At 63.9% G+C, this 16,046-nt stretch carries 14 protein-coding genes, 1 tRNA gene and 2 pseudogenes; 10 read left to right on the plus strand and 7 right to left on the minus strand.

Annotated elements, in window-relative coordinates:
• Positions 1 to 61: 61 nt before the first annotated feature.
• From trmB to thiS, 4 genes are all read right to left on the minus strand, one after another.
• Entirely contained in the window at positions 62 to 820 is a 759-nt protein-coding gene (gene trmB, locus ACCQ05_RS05345; protein WP_228964673.1) for a tRNA (guanosine(46)-N7)-methyltransferase TrmB, read from the minus strand.
• Between the two features lie 392 nt (positions 821 to 1,212).
• A complete protein-coding gene (locus ACCQ05_RS05350; RefSeq protein ID WP_372393146.1) occupies positions 1,213 to 2,007 on the minus strand; it encodes a thiazole synthase in 795 nt (264 codons plus the stop codon).
• Positions 2,008 to 2,062: 55 nt separating this feature from the next.
• Complete coding sequence (locus tag ACCQ05_RS05355; RefSeq protein WP_228964672.1) at positions 2,063 to 2,344, minus strand: hypothetical protein; 282 nt, start codon at positions 2,342 to 2,344, stop codon at positions 2,063 to 2,065.
• Positions 2,345 to 2,367: 23 nt separating this feature from the next.
• A complete protein-coding gene (gene thiS, locus ACCQ05_RS05360) occupies positions 2,368 to 2,568 on the minus strand; it encodes a sulfur carrier protein ThiS (RefSeq protein WP_228964671.1) in 201 nt (66 codons plus the stop codon).
• 152 nt (positions 2,569 to 2,720) lie between these two features.
• On the opposite strand from thiS, the gene ACCQ05_RS05365 reads away from it, so the two are divergent.
• From ACCQ05_RS05365 to ACCQ05_RS05385, 5 genes are all read left to right on the plus strand, one after another.
• A complete protein-coding gene (locus tag ACCQ05_RS05365) occupies positions 2,721 to 4,538 on the plus strand; it encodes an autotransporter outer membrane beta-barrel domain-containing protein (protein ID WP_506191540.1) in 1,818 nt (605 codons plus the stop codon).
• A gap of 218 nt (positions 4,539 to 4,756) precedes the next feature.
• A tRNA-Gly gene (locus tag ACCQ05_RS05370) sits at positions 4,757 to 4,830 on the plus strand.
• Between the two features lie 810 nt (positions 4,831 to 5,640).
• The gene (locus ACCQ05_RS05375) at positions 5,641 to 6,183 is read left to right on the plus strand and encodes a hypothetical protein (protein ID WP_372393147.1); all 543 of its coding nucleotides are present in this window, start codon (positions 5,641 to 5,643) and stop codon (positions 6,181 to 6,183) included.
• A 388-nt stretch (positions 6,184 to 6,571) separates the two neighbouring features.
• A complete protein-coding gene (locus ACCQ05_RS05380) occupies positions 6,572 to 6,964 on the plus strand; it encodes a hypothetical protein (protein ID WP_104539086.1) in 393 nt (130 codons plus the stop codon).
• A gap of 88 nt (positions 6,965 to 7,052) precedes the next feature.
• Entirely contained in the window at positions 7,053 to 7,445 is a 393-nt protein-coding gene (locus tag ACCQ05_RS05385) for an H-NS histone family protein (protein ID WP_064511049.1), read from the plus strand.
• A gap of 509 nt (positions 7,446 to 7,954) precedes the next feature.
• Here the strand turns inward: ACCQ05_RS05385 and glgX are convergent.
• Positions 7,955 to 10,087, minus strand: coding sequence for a glycogen debranching protein GlgX (gene glgX / locus ACCQ05_RS05390; protein ID WP_372393148.1), 2,133 nt, complete (start codon positions 10,085 to 10,087; stop codon positions 7,955 to 7,957).
• Positions 10,088 to 10,573: 486 nt separating this feature from the next.
• Here glgX and rimK point away from each other — a divergent pair, with 486 nt between their 5' ends.
• The 5 genes and pseudogenes from rimK to ACCQ05_RS05415 all read left to right on the plus strand — a co-directional run.
• Positions 10,574 to 11,461 carry a 30S ribosomal protein S6--L-glutamate ligase gene (gene rimK, locus ACCQ05_RS05395; protein ID WP_506191541.1) on the plus strand — a complete coding sequence of 296 codons (888 nt, stop codon included), beginning with the start codon at positions 10,574 to 10,576 and terminating at the stop codon, positions 11,459 to 11,461.
• A gap of 91 nt (positions 11,462 to 11,552) precedes the next feature.
• A complete protein-coding gene (locus ACCQ05_RS05400) occupies positions 11,553 to 12,137 on the plus strand; it encodes a hypothetical protein (RefSeq protein ID WP_372393150.1) in 585 nt (194 codons plus the stop codon).
• Between the two features lie 18 nt (positions 12,138 to 12,155).
• Entirely contained in the window at positions 12,156 to 12,833 is a 678-nt protein-coding gene (locus ACCQ05_RS05405; RefSeq protein WP_003490678.1) for a response regulator transcription factor, read from the plus strand.
• Positions 12,826 to 14,160: a sensor histidine kinase gene (locus ACCQ05_RS05410; RefSeq protein ID WP_372393151.1), complete on the plus strand. Its 1,335-nt coding sequence runs from the start codon at positions 12,826 to 12,828 to the stop codon at positions 14,158 to 14,160. The genes ACCQ05_RS05405 and ACCQ05_RS05410 overlap by 8 nt, the downstream gene beginning before the upstream one ends.
• A gap of 185 nt (positions 14,161 to 14,345) precedes the next feature.
• A pseudogene (locus ACCQ05_RS05415) lies at positions 14,346 to 14,431 on the plus strand (IS5/IS1182 family transposase); the annotation flags it as partial.
• Between the two features lie 51 nt (positions 14,432 to 14,482).
• Here the strand turns inward: ACCQ05_RS05415 and ACCQ05_RS05420 are convergent.
• Both ACCQ05_RS05420 and ACCQ05_RS05425 read right to left on the minus strand, forming a co-directional pair.
• Positions 14,483 to 14,695 (minus strand): hypothetical protein, encoded by a 213-nt coding sequence (locus ACCQ05_RS05420; RefSeq protein WP_372393152.1) that lies wholly within the window; start codon positions 14,693 to 14,695, stop codon positions 14,483 to 14,485.
• Between the two features lies 1 nt (position 14,696).
• Positions 14,697 to 16,039 (minus strand): annotated as a pseudogene (locus tag ACCQ05_RS05425) (RHS repeat-associated core domain-containing protein); the annotation flags it as partial.
• Positions 16,040 to 16,046: the final 7 nt, after the last annotated feature.

Genomic DNA, 16,046 nt, shown 5'->3' on the forward strand with positions numbered 1-16,046 from the left:
CGTGATTCGGGAGTGGGGATTCGTTGAGCTGCTGCGGCGTCGAGTGTGCGGGAAGGCGCTGTTACGAATCCCCAATCCCCACTCCCGAATCCCGGTCATAGAGCAGATCCCAGACGCCGTGACCAAGCTTCTGGCCGCGGGTTTCGAAGTGGGTCTGCGGACGCCAGGCAGGGCGTTCGACGTGGCCGCGCGGGCCGGCGCGGTTCACCAGGCCGGCGGTGGCGTCGAGCACGTCCCACATCTGTTCGGCGTAGTCGGCCCAGTCGGTGGCGGCATGCAGGCGGCCACCATCGCGCAGCTTGCGCACCAGCAACTGCGCAAACGCCGGCTGGATCAGGCGGCGCTTGTTGTGGCGCTTCTTGTGCCACGGGTCGGGGAAGTAGATGCGCACTTCATCCAGCGCGCCATCGGCGATCTCGCGTTCCAGTACTTCCACCGCGTCGTGGTGATACAGGCGCACATGCGTGCTGCCGTCTTCGTCCAGCGCGTTGAGCAGGCGGCCCACGCCAGGCGCATGCACCTCGATGCCGATGTAGTCGCGGCTGGGGTCGTGCCGGGCGGCAAAGCGCAGTGCGGCGCCGTTGCCGAAACCGATCTCCAGCACCTTGGGCGCGTTGCGCCCGAATGCGGCATCCAGATCGCGCGGCGTGCCGGCATAGTCCAGCCCGAACCGCGGCCACAGTTCGTCGAAGGCGCGCTGTTGCGCAGGGGTGAAACGGCCCTGGCGCAACACGAAGCTGCGCACCTGGCGGCGCCCCTCTTCGATGGTGAAGGGCTTGGGCGGCATCTTGGCGCCGTCGCTAGTAAACGGGTCGGTCATGAAAGCTCGGTCATCTCAGCAAGCGCACGCTCTGCGCGTGCGCGATAACGCGTCGCCCAGCACAGGAGCAAAGAGTCTCTCTCCCGCCGGGAAAGCAAAGACTGTCGCTCTCCCGCTGGAAGAGCAGTAAAGAGCCCCTCTCCCGGTGGGAGAGCAAGAAAAAGCCCCTCTCCCACTGGGAGAGCAGAAGAGCCCGTCTCCCGCTGGGAGAGCAGAAAGAGCCCCTCTCCCGCTGGGAGAGCAGAAAGAGCCCCTCTCCCGCTGGGAGAGGGGTTGGGGTGAGGGCACGGGCGAAGCGACGCCGGATCCGATCACACCCATCGTCGAGCGGCCACTGCCTGGCGGCTGCGCAACGCAGACGGTCGAATGCACGGCGCCAGCAGACCACTCACTCATCCGATCACGCCATCCACCGGGCTCGATGCCGAGGCATAGCGCTTGCGCGGAATGCGCCCGGCCAGGAACGCCTCGCGGCCAGCCTCGATCGCCTTGCGCATCGCGCTGGCCATCAGGATCGGATCGCGTGCGCCGGCAATGGCGGTGTTCATCAGCACGCCATCGCAGCCCAGCTCCATCGCAATCGCCGCATCGGAGGCGGTGCCCACGCCGGCATCGACGATGATCGGCACCTTGGCGTTCTCGATGATTTCCAGCAGGTTGTACTTGTTCTGGATGCCCAGGCCCGAGCCGATCGGCGCGGCCAGCGGCATCACCGCCACGCAGCCGATCTGTTCCAGCCGCTTGGCCAGGATCGGGTCGTCGGAGGTATAGACCAGGACCTCGAAACCATCGGCCACCAATTGTTCGGCGGCTTTGAGGGTCTGCACCACGTCCGGGTACAGGGTCTTCTCATCGCCAAGCACTTCCAGCTTGGTGAGGTTGTGGCCATCCAGCAGCTCGCGCGCCAGCCGACAGGTGCGCACCGCATCGTCGGCGGTGTAGCAGCCGGCAGTGTTGGGCAGCAGGGTGTAGCGGTCCGGCGGCAGCACATCGAGCAGGCTGGGCGCGCTGGGGTCCTGGCCGATGTTCACGCGGCGGATCGCCACGGTCACGATCTCGGCGGCGGCGGCCTCGGTGGCCAGGCGGGTTTCGTCCAGATCCTTGAACTTGCCGGTGCCGGTGAGCAGGCGGGAGCGGTAGCGTTTGCCGGCGATCAGCAACGCATCGGAGGGGGCGGGAGTGGTCATGGCGCAATTATCACCCATCACGCGCGGATACGTTGACTGCTGCGCGGGTGCGTCGTCAGGCTCGATCGTCACCGCTGGTCCTGGAACACACGACTTCGACGTACTTGCCGCCGCGCGCCGCCGTTGCTGTCCAGGCATTGGCGAGTCCCTCCAACGGAATAAAAAGCACAAGGTCCGCGGCGTTGACATCGGGCGCCAATGGCCCGAGGGCGCCCTCGCGAATCGCCGGGTACGTCGTGTCGAAAAACAGCATCACGATTGCTCGTGCGTCCGGCGCGGCGAGCTGGGTCGAGAACCAGTCGAGCGCGTGGCGGACAGTGAGCGTGAAAAGTGGCATGGGCAGGGAGCCTGATCTGGCGGTCAGCCACCGCCCAAGGCATGCACGATCTCCACCACATCGCCCTCGTGCAATGCGTGCTCGGCATGCCGCCCGCGCGACACGATCTCGCCGTTGACCTCCACCGCCACGCGGCGCTGTGACAGGCCTTCCTGTTCCAGCAATGCGGCCAGCGGCAGGTTGTCGGGCAGCGTACGCAGGCTGCCGTTGAGTTGAATGTTCATGTCATCATTGTGGCATCGCGCGCCGTCCGGGCGCGCGTTCGCGTTATGCGGCACTGCAGCGTGAGCACGGGAGGCGAGGGTGAAACCATTGCCATTCGCCGGCGTACGTATGCAGGCCGGTCCGGTCCCATCCACTCCAAGCAGGCACTCCCATGGCTTCAACACTTCGCCCGATCCGCTCCCTGATGGCGGTCGCCATCGCTATCGCGGCCACCCCGGCCATGGCCGAGTCGGCCTTCGACCGGACCGTATTCTTCGGTGACAGCCTCACCGACAGCGGCTACTACAACCCGCTGCTGCCGGCCGCTTCGCGCGCGGTCACCGGCAAGTTCACCACCAACCCGGGCTGGGTGTGGGCCGAATATGTCGCCGATCATTTCGGCACCAACGCCGCCCCGAACGGCAACGGCCAGACCGGCGACAACTATGCCGCCGGCGGCGCGCGCATCCAGGCCAGTTCGGTCAGCGCGCTAGGCGCCGCTCCATCGGTGACCAGCCAGATCAATACCTACCTCACCGCCAATGGCGGCCGCGCCGACCCGAACGCGCTCTACACCGTGTGGGGCGGCGCCAACGACCTGCTCGCCGCGTCCCTTGCACCGGCACAGGCGCAAGCCATCATCGGCAGCGCGGTCACCGCCCAGGTCGGTGCCGTGGCCACCTTGCAGAACGCCGGCGCACGCTACGTGATGGTGCCCACCATTCCGGATGTGGGCCTCACCCCGCGCTTCCGCGCTGGCGGCGCTGTGGGCATGGCGCAGGGCACCGGCGCGGCCACCGCCTACAACACCGCCTTGTTCAATGGCCTGGAGTCGGCCGGCCTGCGCGTGATCCCGGTCGATACCTTCCACATGCTGCAGGAGATCGTCGCCACGCCGGGCACCTTCGGCTTCAGCAACGTCACCAACACCGCCTGCAACCCGGCCGTGCCGCTGCCGGCCTGTAACCCGACCAGCCTGGTCGCCGCCAACGCCCAGAACACCTATGTGTTCGCCGACGGCATCCACCCGACCACTGCCGTGCACCAGATCCTGGGCCAGTACGCGATCTCCTTGCTGGAGGCGCCGCGTCTGCAGCAGGTGCTGACCCATTCGGCGCAGGCCGGTGGCCGCGCGCGCGCCGACCAGGTGGCCTGGCATCTGGACGGCAAGCCGGACGCCGACGGCCTGCGCTGGTGGGGGAGCGTGCGCGGCGACATGCAGCGTTACGACCACGCCGACCTGTACGACGGCATGGCTCCGGCCGGCCTGTTCGGGGTGGACTGGACCGCGGGCGACCTGGTGTTCGGCGGCTTTGCCGGTTTCGGCCGCATGGACGCCGACTTCGGCAAGCGCAACGGCAGCTTCAAGCAGGACGACACCACCCTGGGCGGCTTCTTCGGCTGGTATACCGGCCCGGTGTGGGTCAACGCCCAGGTCAGCTACAGCTGGCTCAGCTACGACGTGGACCGCGAAGTACAGCTCGGGCCGGCCACCCGCGTGCATAGCGGCTCGCCGGACGGCAGCAACCTCACCGCCGCGCTCAATGCCGGCTATTCGCTGGGCGAAGGCAACGTCAAGTACGGTCCGGTGGCCGGCCTGACCTGGCAGAAGATCAAGCTCGATGGCTACACCGAAAGCAACGAGAGCGCGACCGCATTGGGTTACGCCGACCAGGACATCGACTCGCTGGTGGGACGCGTCGGCTTCCAGGTGCGCCTGGACGGCGCCATGGTCAAGCCGTACCTGCAGGCGACCTACGACCACGAGTTCAAGGACGGCGGCGAAGCCAGTGCCTGGCTGCAGTCGATGCCGGAAGTGGGCATGTACACCGTTCCCGGCCAGAACTTCGACCGCAACTACGCCACCGTGGTGCTGGGTGCGCGCACCGGCCTGTGGGGCCTGCAGAGCAACGTCGGCCTGAGCACCACCACGGCCCAGCGCAGCGCCCGCGATGCCACCTTGTTCGTGAACTTCAGCGGCAGCTTCTGATCCACGCACTGCAGATCGCGCAGCACCCGTAACACACGAGGGCCGGGCAACCGGCCCTCGTCGTAGGCGGATTTCGGCAGTGTTTGCGCCTGGCTGCACACGGCAAGGATTGTCCTGGCATGGTGCCGGCGGCGGCGAGGTGGGCCCGGCAGGCGCACGACCTCTCACGCGCACATTGCGCCCGATGCCCGCACCCGCCTAAACTCTCCCCACGCCACGCGGGCGTAGCTCAATGGTAGAGCTGTAGCTTCCCAAGCTACTGACGTGGGTTCGATTCCCATCGCCCGCTCCAATGCCGCAATGGCTTTGGACTACCAAGCGCTTTGGCAACCAGCGTGGTGCAGTAAGTAGGGTAGTTGGGCTGGCCGCTGCGCGCATGCGGCGCAAAAGATCGGCGTGGGAGCTAGACAGCGTCATCAAACGCGAATTTGCTAACAATTTCCGAGTAGTTGGTTCGGGTTTGCCAAGAGTCATCGGGAATGTTTGCGACTTCAAGTGATGCGATAGCGGGTCGATTGGTAGTCGCCATATGGTTTGTCGCCTTTTCTATCGGGTTGCTTGTACTAGCTAGATATTCGGCGGCGCCGGAATCAAGATTAGTCAAGAGGTGCGCGGTAGGGAGCCTGATAATCGGGCTGGTGTTCTCGTTCCTGTTGCCGCCTGCTGTCTATGTTCCCAAGTTCGTGGTGATGCTCGTCGTTTCCCTCGGAATAGTCGGTTTGGGTGTGTTGAACGGTAAGCACAGATACACGGTGTTTGGTTTGTTAGCGGCAGCTTTGGCTTACGTTGCTGTCGGGCTCCAGTACACGTTTATGAAAATGGCCAGATAGTGATGATCTTTGAAGGATCTCATTTCCCCAGCGTCGCATGTCTTTCGTTCCGTCTGAGTCGGGCTGACTTGGAGTGCTGTCTGGTGCGCGCTCCTCCCTGGACGGATGGCTTCAGGCATGGATACCAGACCACGGATGCCCTGCTTGGTTGCTGATTGCTTGAGCAGATTCGATGGTGCACAGATGTCACTGCGGCACTGATTCCGTTACCGTTCGGACTTGCCGCTCTAGCGTTTGCAGTGCACGGACATCCGTGTGTTCCGGAGGCTGTCATGGCTGTCGCTCGCAATCGTCTGCCGTCGATCATTGTTGCCCTGGGTGCGGTCATGTTCGCCGGTCCCGTCCTTGCTGCGTGCCAGCCCGGACCATTTGCGTTCTCGCTACCGGCGCAGCGGCTCGACGAGCGTTTGCAGGAGCTGGTGCACGTGACAGGGTGCGCGGTGGAGGTGGACCCCTCGTTGCTGGACGGTAAACGCGCGTATGCCCTGGCTGGAGACCTGAGTACCGATCAGGCGTTCATTGCGTCCGTGCGCGGCAGCGGCCTGGAGGCGGGGCTTGCGGACGATCATTGGCGCGTCAATCGGGCACAGCAACGGTATTTTGCCGAGCGCGTCGAGACCCTGCAGGGCGCTATTGCGGATGCGCGCAAGAGCGGCGCGATTGCACCCGCGAGGGCGAAAAAGCTGACTGCGCATCTTGCGGCGGTGGCCACTGAAGTTCCCAGACTGGTGCGCCAGCAGGGCTTCCTCAGTGCGGCAGAACGTGCGTCATATGAGCGCACATTGAAAGAGGCGGAGCAGTCGTTGGGTCGCTGATGGTGGTTGCAGCCATACGCGCTGCTGCGGTTCCAGATGTGCGGATCTGCGGCGTTGCGCTGTCGATCAGTGGACTTCGCCCATGAGCGCAGGACAGGCCGCAGACATCGTGGTTGCAGCCGTATCGAGGGGGAACGCAGTGATCCGCTGCGCGTCGCAACAGGCTGCGTTCGACCAGTGCATCTGAGCCCACGCTGTTTTTCCTGAGCCCGGATTGCGCGTAGGCCAGCATGCGCCAGTACGGAATGCCAATGACATCGATTGCAGTGGACTTATGTCGCGAAAATACGTGGCAAAGCTTCGTCATTTCCTTCCAGGTGGTCAGGAACCTCCTGATTGAGCCTGGCCTGGATGAGCGCCATAGTTTCCGCATCATCGAGCGGGCACCATGACGACTACTCATTCACAGCTGGTTGGTGCGCTGATCAAGGGGATGCGTCGCGCCGAGTCGGCACGTGCCGCCTCGATCGCGCACCGTGCCGGGTCGGCCGAGCAGGCCAGCATCTGCGGCACGCCGGACGATGCGGGCAAGGTGCTGGAAATGTTCAAGCTGGACGCCGAGCAGATCCGCCAGATCGGGTTGATCGGGGTGGAGGAGCTGGGCGAGGCGGTGTGCCATGCCTGGTCGATCAATGCCGGTCAGCTGGATCGGGTAGTGCAATGGTTCACCGCCCCCCGGGTGGAGTTCGTGGGCAAGCACTGCAGCGAACTGATCCGGGCCGGGCGCATCGGTCCGGTGCTGACCATGGCCCGCGAACACGCCCTGTTGCGCCATCGCTGAGCGCCAGCAGAGCCGAATCTGCCCGGGCGCTTTACGCTGGACGGCGTAGCGGCAATACTCGTTGACCCGCCCAACCTTAGTTTCGTCAATGCGCCAGGTTCCGCCAGCGTCACCCTCTGCCGCCGCCAAGGCCCAACTGCTGGAAGAGCTGCGCAAGCTCGAGCAGGAAGAAGCGCAGCTCAAATACGCCCAGACCCTGGAAGCGTTCGACCAGATCGTCGAAGCGCTCACCCAGTTCGGTAGCCGATTCAATGCGAAGCAGAAGTCCCAGATCGCCTCGCTTGCCATGACCGGCAAGACCAAGGGGCCGCTGTCGTCCACCGGCGAGGTGGTGGCCAAGTACTGGCTTCCCCATTCCGGCGAGACCTGGTCCGGGCGTGGCCGCACGCCGCGCGCATTCAAGGCCTGGGAGGGCACCAGCTCCTACAAGGAATGGAAGTCCAAGCATCCGGACAAGCGTTTCCCGCTGTATCCCGGGTGAGGTCGCATATCTGGCTGGTGTTTTGGCAGCAGATGTAGCCAGGAACGCGTGGTAGGGCGCGTCGCGCCCACGTCACGAATGCGGGCGTCGATCGGTCGCAATGAATCGCATCAAAGAGTGGGTGACTGCGGCGACGACGCGCGTTCGCGCCAGCCCTTTGATCGATAGATGTCTGCCCTCGTCGGATTGTTTCGGACAAGTTGTCGGGGGCGGCTTGGTGTCGCGTTGAACTGCCGATTCGCTTGGTCGGCGACCGCTACGCATAATCGGAACTCGCTCGACCCAATCTCGCCTCGCGGACCGTCCCAACAGCGATACATACAGCGATACAGACTGACGCTGCCTCCCCAAACCGTCATAACCAAGCCATTGCCTGCTTTGCATCACGCGGATCGCTGCATCCCGCTTGGCAATTCCTTGTCACTACCTTTGCACCAATAGCGCGACCTGGGCGCCAAGAACACCGCCCGCCATTGAGGCGGGCGATGATGGGCAGGTCCGGCAAGCCGCTAGTGATCGCTCTTGCACTCGAAGACCGACACGCTGCGCGGCGGTGCCAGGAATTCGCTGGCACCGGCGGGCATCATGTCCACTTCCAAGGCTTCGTCTGTGGACAACACCAGCTTCCAGTGCACTGGCTCGTCGGTGGAGGGCAGGGTGAAGCTCACGCCCTCGTGGTAGGCATTGATGACGATCAGCAAGGTGTCATCGTTGGCCAATTCCTTGACACCTGACGTCTGCGCCTTGCCTTCCAGCAACAGCCCCACCGAGCGCGCACCCGCATCGGTCCAATGCGCATCCTCCATCTCGCTGCCACCCGGGTTGAGCCAGGTGAGGTCACGCACGCCGGCTTCCTCGTTGTACTGCCCATTGAGGAAGCGGCCGCGCGAGAGGATCGGGTAACGCTTGCGCAGCGCAGTCAACGCCTTGACGAAGTCGGTGAGGCGGCCGTTGGTAGGATCGTTTTCCCAATCGAGCCAGGTGATCTCGTTATCCTGGCAATAGGTATTGTTGTTGCCGCCCTGGGTCTGCGCACGCTCGTCGCCGCTCAACAGCATCGGCGTGCCTTGCGAGAGCAGCAGCGTGGCAAGCAGGTTCTTCATCTGCCGCTCGCGGATCTGCAGGATGTCGGCGTTATCCGTCTCGCCTTCTTCGCCGTAATTGCACGAGCCATCGTTGGACGAACCATCGCGATTGTCTTCGCCGTTGTCGATGTTGTGCTTCTCGTTGTAGCTCACCAGATCGCGCAGGGTGAAGCCATCGTGCGCGGTGATGAAGTTGACCGAGGCCCACGGCCGACGGCCGCGGCGGTCGAACAGATCCGCAGAACCGGTGAAGCGCGTGGCGAATTCGGCCAGCTTGCCGTCCTCGCCCTTCCAGAACTCGCGCGCGTTGTCGCGGAACTTGTCGTTCCACTCCGACCAGCCCGGCGGGAAGTGGCCCACCTGGTAGCCGCCCGGGCCACAATCCCACGGTTCGGCAATCAGCTTGACTTCCGACAGCAACGGATCCTGATTGCAGGCGTCGAGGAAGCCGCCACGCTGGTCGAAGCCGCTGGGCTCGCGGCCGAGGATGGTCGCCAGGTCGAAGCGGAACCCGTCGACGTGCATTTCGCCGGCCCAGTAGCGCAGCGAGTCGTTGACGAACTGGATCACCCGCGAGTTGCTCAGGTTGAGCGTATTACCGGTGCCGGTGTCGTTGATGTAATAGCGCTTGTCTTCGGCCAGGCGGTAGTAGCTGGCATTGTCGATCCCCTTGAACGAAAGCGTCGGGCCCAGTTCGCTGCCTTCGGCGGTGTGGTTGTAGACCACATCCAGGATCACCTCCAGCCCCTGTTTGTGCATGGCCTTGACCATGTCGCGGAATTCGTCGCGGTGGCCGCTGGAGAGATAGCGCGACTTCAGCGCAAAGAAGCCGATGGTGTTGTAGCCCCAGTAATTGCGCAGCCCCTTGTCGAGCAGGTGCTGGTCGTCCAGGTAGGCATGCACCGGCAGCAGTTCCACCGCGGTGATTCCCAGGTCCTTGATGTACTGCAGCACCTGCGGCTGCGCCAGGCCGGCGCAGGTGCCGCGTACGGCTTCCGGCACCTGCGGGTTGCGCATGGTGTAGCCACGCACGTGGGTTTCGTAGATGACGGTCTCGTTCCATGGCTTGAGCAGGCGCACATCGTCGCCCCAGTCGTAGGTGTCTTCGACCACCACGCACTTGGGCATGAACGGCGCACTGTCGCGCTCATCGAAACTCAGATCGCCGTCCGGATGGCCGACGGTGTAGCCATACAATTCGTCCGCCCAGATAAGATCGCCCTCCAGCTCGCGCGCATAAGGGTCCAGCAACAGCTTGTTGTGATTGAAGCGGTGGCCTTCGGTCGGCGCGTAGGGACCATGCACGCGATAGCCATAGCGTTGCCCCGGCCCGACATCTGGCAGGTAGCCATGCCAGATCTCATTGGTGTATTCGGGAAGATCGATGCGGGTTTCGTTGCCCTGTTCGTCGAAGAGGCACAACTCCACGCGCGTGGCATGCGCGGAAAACAGGGCAAAATTGGTGCCCTTGCCATCGAAGACGGCCCCGCGCGGGAACGGGCGTCCCTGGCGGATGCGGGAGGGGTTGGCATAGGCCGCGCTTGCTGGACGTCGCATGGAGAGTCTCGGGTGCGCCGGCATGCCGGCATTGAGGAGGCGCAAGCATCGCGGTTTCATCTGTGCAAAACGCGTTACGGCCATACCGGTGCGGCGTGAGGGTGACGAGCCGCGACGCAGCGTTGGCGCTGGCAGCTGCGCTCGCTTGTACTGGCGCGGCGGGGCGGGATGGGCATTGCATCGAAGCAGGCGCTGGCAACTTGCGTGTCTGCTCTGAACTGGCGGACTTGAAGGACCCTTGTGTCTTGAGCGCCGCGCGGGCGCCCTGCTAGCATCGATGGTGTTGAGGCTGCGTCGCGTGTGCGCTGCGGCAATACGGGTTGACGCACTATCGCGTCTTCATCCTCGGGGCCGTCGCACACCGGTTCGATCGTCGCGCACGGGCTTGGCAGCCGCTGGCGCTCCGGCCGCCGGCAGACCTACGGACTTGGCTAACTTCGTCATCAAACTCCGACCATGTCCAGGCCGCGCCGTGTCCCTGCCGCGATGAAAATCGCCATCCTTTCCCGCAACAGCAAGCTGTATTCGACACGCAGACTGATCGAGGCCGGGCGCAAGCGCGGGCACACGGTACGCATCCTCGACCCGCTTCGCTGTTATATGCGCATCGCCGCCGACGGCTTCAGCCTGCACTACAAGGGCAAGCCGATCACCGGTTTCGATGCAGTGATTCCACGCATCGGCGCATCGGTGACCCGCTATGCCAGCGCGGTGCTGCGCCAACTCGAATTCATGGGCACCTACACGCCCAATCCCTCCGACGCCATCCTGCGCTCGCGCGACAAGTTGCGTGCGCACCAGCTGCTGGCCGCGCAAGGCATCGACATGCCGGTCACCGTGTTCGGCGACAACCCCGACGACACCCAGGACCTGCTCTCCATGCTCGGCCCTCCGCCGCATGTGGTGAAGTTGAACGAGGGGGCGCAGGGGGCCGGAGTGATCCTGACCGAGAAGGCCAGCGCCTCGCGCGGCGTGGTCGAAGCGCTGCGCGGGCTGTACGCCAACTTCATCGTGCAGGAGTTCATCGGCGAAGCCGAGGGCGCCGACCTGCGGTGCTTCGTGGTGGGTGACCGGGTCGTGGCTGCCATGCGCCGGCAGGCCGCCGAGGGCGATTTCCGTTCCAATCTGCATCTGGGGGGCAGCGCCGCGGTGGCCGAGGCGACCAGCCAGGAACAAGAGGTCGCGGTGCGCTCGGCACGTGCGCTCGGCCTGGCGGTGGCTGGCGTGGACCTCATCCGCTCAAGGCGCGGGCCGCTGGTGCTGGAGGTCAATTCCACACCGGGCCTGGAGGGCGTCGAAGGGGTCTGCGGTGTGGATGTGGCAGGCCACATCATCCTGCACCTGGAGCAGGCCGTCCGCCGATCGGATGGCTGAATGCTTTAGCGGAAAATTAACGAAAAAATAATCTCTGGCTCGCTAGCCTCTGCCGACCGTAGCTCCGCTCTCGGCAGTGACGGTGATCGGGATGAACGTTTGGCCCGGATGCTTCGCGGCATCCGGGCCTTTTTGTGGCGGCTTGTTGGTTACCGTGTTCAGGTCTACATTTCAGCAATCGTCGGGTATGGAAAGGAAAGGCATCATCATGAAAGGACCTCTATTGCTGCTGCTGTGCGCTGCGTTTCCCGCCCTCGCAGCCAGTAAGGCGCCCGTGGATCTGAAGGCACCGCGGCCATTTGCCGAGCAGGCCGAACAAGTACGCCGTGATCTCAGTGACGGCGACACCTATGCGGAGATCGGCGCCGACAACCGCGCCAAGGTGCTGGCTGCCTTGCAGCGCATGCAGACCGCGCTCCAGGCCAGTTCCGACCCGGCGCAACTCACGCCGGAGTCAAGCGCCGCAGTGTTCAATGACCAGGAATTGGTCAACGCCCTGTTGACCAAGGCAGGCGAAGAAAGCCGGATGGTCTGTCAACGCGTACGCGCGGTGGGGTCGCATCTTTCCACCACGCAATGCATGACGGCTGCCGAAAGGCGTCGGCTGCGAGACGGCAACAAAGACGAATTAACGCGGCTGCAGCGCCAAAACGTGGCGACGCAGCCGGGTATGTGACCCAACAACGAGGTTCCAGTGCGAATTCTAGTAATCGAAGACAACAGCGACATCGCCGCCAATCTGGGCGACTACCTCGAAGACCGCGGCCATACCGTGGATTTCGCCGCCGATGGCGTGACCGGCCTGCACCTGGCGGTGGTGCACGAGTTCGACGCCATCGTCCTGGACCTCAATCTGCCCGGCATGGACGGCATCGAAGTCTGCCGCAAGCTGCGTAACGAAGCGCGCAAGCAGACCCCGGTGCTGATGCTGACCGCGCGCGACTCGCTGGACAACAAGCTGGCCGGCTTCGACTCCGGCGCCGACGACTACCTGATCAAGCCCTTCGCCTTGCAGGAAGTGGAAGTGCGCCTCAACGCACTGTCGCGTCGCGGCAAGGGCGTGCACACCCGCGTGCTGGAGACCGGCGACCTGGAATACAACCTGGACACGCTGGAAGTGCGCCGCCGCGGCAAGCTGCTGCAGCTCAACCCCACCGCGCTGAAGATCCTGCAGGCGCTGATGGAAGCCTCGCCCGCCGTGGTGACGCGCCAGGAGCTGGAAACCCGCGTCTGGGGCGAAGAACTTCCGGATTCGGACTCGCTGCGCGTGCATATCCACGGCCTGCGTGCGGTGGTGGACAAGCCCTTCGACGTGCCGATGATCCAGACTCGCCACGGCATCGGCTACCGCATCGCCTCGCCCGATGCCTGAGAGTGCCGGCGGACTGCGGCCCGCCCGCAGGCGTGGCCGCTACCGGCGACGCCTGCGTAGCCGCATCATCCTCTCGTTCGTGTTGTTGGGCTTCTGCCTGACGACATTGTTCGCCTTCGCCACCAACTGGGCGCGCTCACGCGTGGAAAACCAGTTGGTCGAAGACGTGATGAATCGCAACATCGATGCCTTTGCGCAGCGGTTCTATTCCGACCCGCTGCGCAATCCCGACCTGCCGGTGCAGCAGATGCGCGGGCGCGTGGTCAAGCGCGACAAGTTCGAAGCACTGCGCCTCGAACAACCGGAGTGGTACCAGTTCCCCGACGGCATCCACACCATCACCGGCGTGGACGAAAGCGGCAATGCGTATTCGTACAAGCTGGCGGTGCGCAAGACGCCCAGCGAGTGGTTCTTCCTCGCCTACGACATGACCCAGACGCTCAAGGGCGAGATCCAGCTCAAGCGCACGCTGATGCTGTCGGTGTTGGTCTTCAGCGGGTTTTCGCTGTTGATCGGCTGGTGGTCCGCTTCCAAGGTGATGCGGCCGGTGTCGGACCTGGCCGCGCGTCTGCGCGCCTACCGCGGCGGCACCAGCGAGCCCAAACCGCTGGCCGCGCACTTTCCGGACGACGAAGTCGGCCAGCTGGCCGAAGCGCTGGACGATTACTCCGCACGCCTCACCGAAGTGGTACAGCGCGACCGCGAGTTCAACGCCGATGTCAGCCACGAACTGCGCACCCCGCTGGCGGTGATCCGCGGCGCCACCGAGCTGCTGCTGACCAAGCCCAATCTGGACGAGAAGATGCTGCAACGCCTGCAGCGTATCCAGCGTGCCGAACAGCAATGCAGCGACCTGATCGGCTCGCTGCTATTGCTCTCGCGCAACGAGCGCGGGCAGGGCAGCAGCAACGTGGCCAAGGTGGCCGAACAACTGATCGACGCACACCGCGCCCAGCTCGGCGGAAAACCGCTGGAGTTGCTGCTGGAGGGCGAACGCGACCTGGTCATCGACGCGCCCGAGTCCGCCCTGTCGGTGGCGCTGGGCAACCTGATCGGCAACGCGGTCAAGTACACCCAGGACGGCCAGGTGCGCGTGCGCGTGCTTGGCGATGCGGTGGAAGTCATCGACTCCGGCCCCGGCCTGAGCGAGGAAGACGCCGCCAAGCTGTTCCAGCGCGGCTACCGCGGCACCCACGCAGGCCACTCGCAAGGCGGCGGCATCGGCCTGTCGATCGTCAGCCGGCTATGCGATTTGTATGGCTGGCGCGTCAGCGTCAGGCCGGGGCAGGAGCGCGGCGTCATCGCCACATTGGCCTTCCATCGCTAACCAATCACCCGCGCTCGCGTAGGAGCGCACCCGGGCGCGAGGGCTTTACAAGTAATGCTCAACCCAACAATAGACGATGTCCTTCGTCACCCTATCCGTAACGCGCTGCCCAGCGATTCAGACCATGCCATAGGCCATCAACGCCGCAGATCGGATAAATCCGATGGCATCAGTTGGCGGTAGTGGAGCACCGTCAAGATATCCACCTAAAGCGCTGCTCTCGCTTGCATGCTCCATCATCTGCTTACGCATGCTTCCTGGGTTTTGTTAGCCACTCTAAGTACACGAAAACCCCTTCTTTGTCGTCTCGTGCGACTGCGATTCATATTTCCAAAAGCCGTCGCACCGCTGGGGAGTCCATTAGTAAGTTCTCGCCTAATTGCTTTGCAATTTGTTCTAGGTCGATTGACCATCCCTGCTTGGATGGAAGGGCAACATCCGTCAATAAGGTTTTTTTTCCTTCTGCGGTGACGCGATAAATAATCAATTTGCGTAGTTCTTCGTCAACGTAAACAAGGTGGCTATGCTCTATCATGTTAATTATTCCAAGTGTTCAGGGGCGGGATCGGATCATTTCTCAAGCATGCGGCATATCGCTGAGTAGCAGACGCATGGCATGCCTCGCCCCTTCTGGCACCGCGCCGCCGAGTGATTGCATTGCATACGTCAGTGTCTACGCGCAGCAGTTTTTCACACTCATCTTTATCGTCTTCGTCCGGGCAAACAGCGCTACTTACTAGGCCACCGATCAGGCCACCAGCCGACGCGCCGCCCAAGCCTCCAAGTGTCGAGCCTGCGATAAAGCCGCCTGCGGTTCCAGCCACAGGCGTCACGGCAGTGCCTCCCGCACCGCCGAGAATGCCCCCACCCCAATAGCCAACGCTGCCCCCTGCAACAGTGCATGTTCCTACCACTGAAGCGACACATCCTTGGTTTGGCGCAAGACCAAATGGATCAATCGATGTTAGTGGCATCGCTGCTACATAGCTGAATGTACTTATCCCACCACCCAGCCCGACCGGATCGGACTGCGAGTACCGTCCGGTGCCAGCTTCATACTCGCGATGGATGTTCTGATTCAACCCACTCGCCGCATCAAACCGTTGCCCCGGAAACCGCATATCCAATACCAGCGCCGCACCATCCCCATCAGGATCCTGATTCGGTGCGGTGTTGCCGAAGGCTTCGCCCTTTAAGCTCCACGTCCATACCGCCACATCGCGGGTCGGGTCGATCACCACACGCGGGCTGCCCAGGTGGTCCGGTTCGATGTAGTGCAGTTTGTTGGCGTTGGCCAACAGGCCAACAGGCCGACCGGCAGATCGTCCAGCCAGATCGCCTGCTGCTTGGGCGCGCCGTTGCTGTCGTAGTCGCCCAGCCAGTGGCCGGCTTCGTCGTAGAGCGTGTAGGTGTTGGTGGTGCCGAGGAAGCGGCGCACCTGCTCGCCACGACCGTTGTAGCGATAGTTCATGGTCACCGCGCCGGCGCGACGGGCCTGGCTCATGTGGCCGGTGGTGTCGTAGGTGTACTGGCGGGCGGTGCCGCCGATGGCGGTGGTGTTGCCGGTGGCATCGTAGGTACGCGCCACGCCGGCCACTGCGCTCAGGCGATGGCTGTCGGTTGGGTAGGTGTAGCTCTGCGTTGCCGTGCCGACCTTGGCGCTGAGGCGGTTGCCGGTGGCGTCGTAGCTGTAGCCGTCGATCAGCGTGCCGGTGCTGCCGTCCTTGAGGCCGGTCAGGCGGCCCAGGGGGTCGTAGTCCAGGCCGATTTCCGGCGTGGGATTGCCGGCGGGCGTCAGTGCGGTGAGGTTGCCGGCCGGGCCGAAACCGAAGCCCACCTCCAGCCCGCCCGGGCGGGTGTCCTGGATCGCTTGCGGACGCTGCAGC

Source organism: Xanthomonas sp. NCPPB 3582 (assembly GCF_041475735.2).
GTDB classification, from domain to species: Bacteria; Pseudomonadota; Gammaproteobacteria; order Xanthomonadales; family Xanthomonadaceae; genus Xanthomonas; species Xanthomonas codiaei.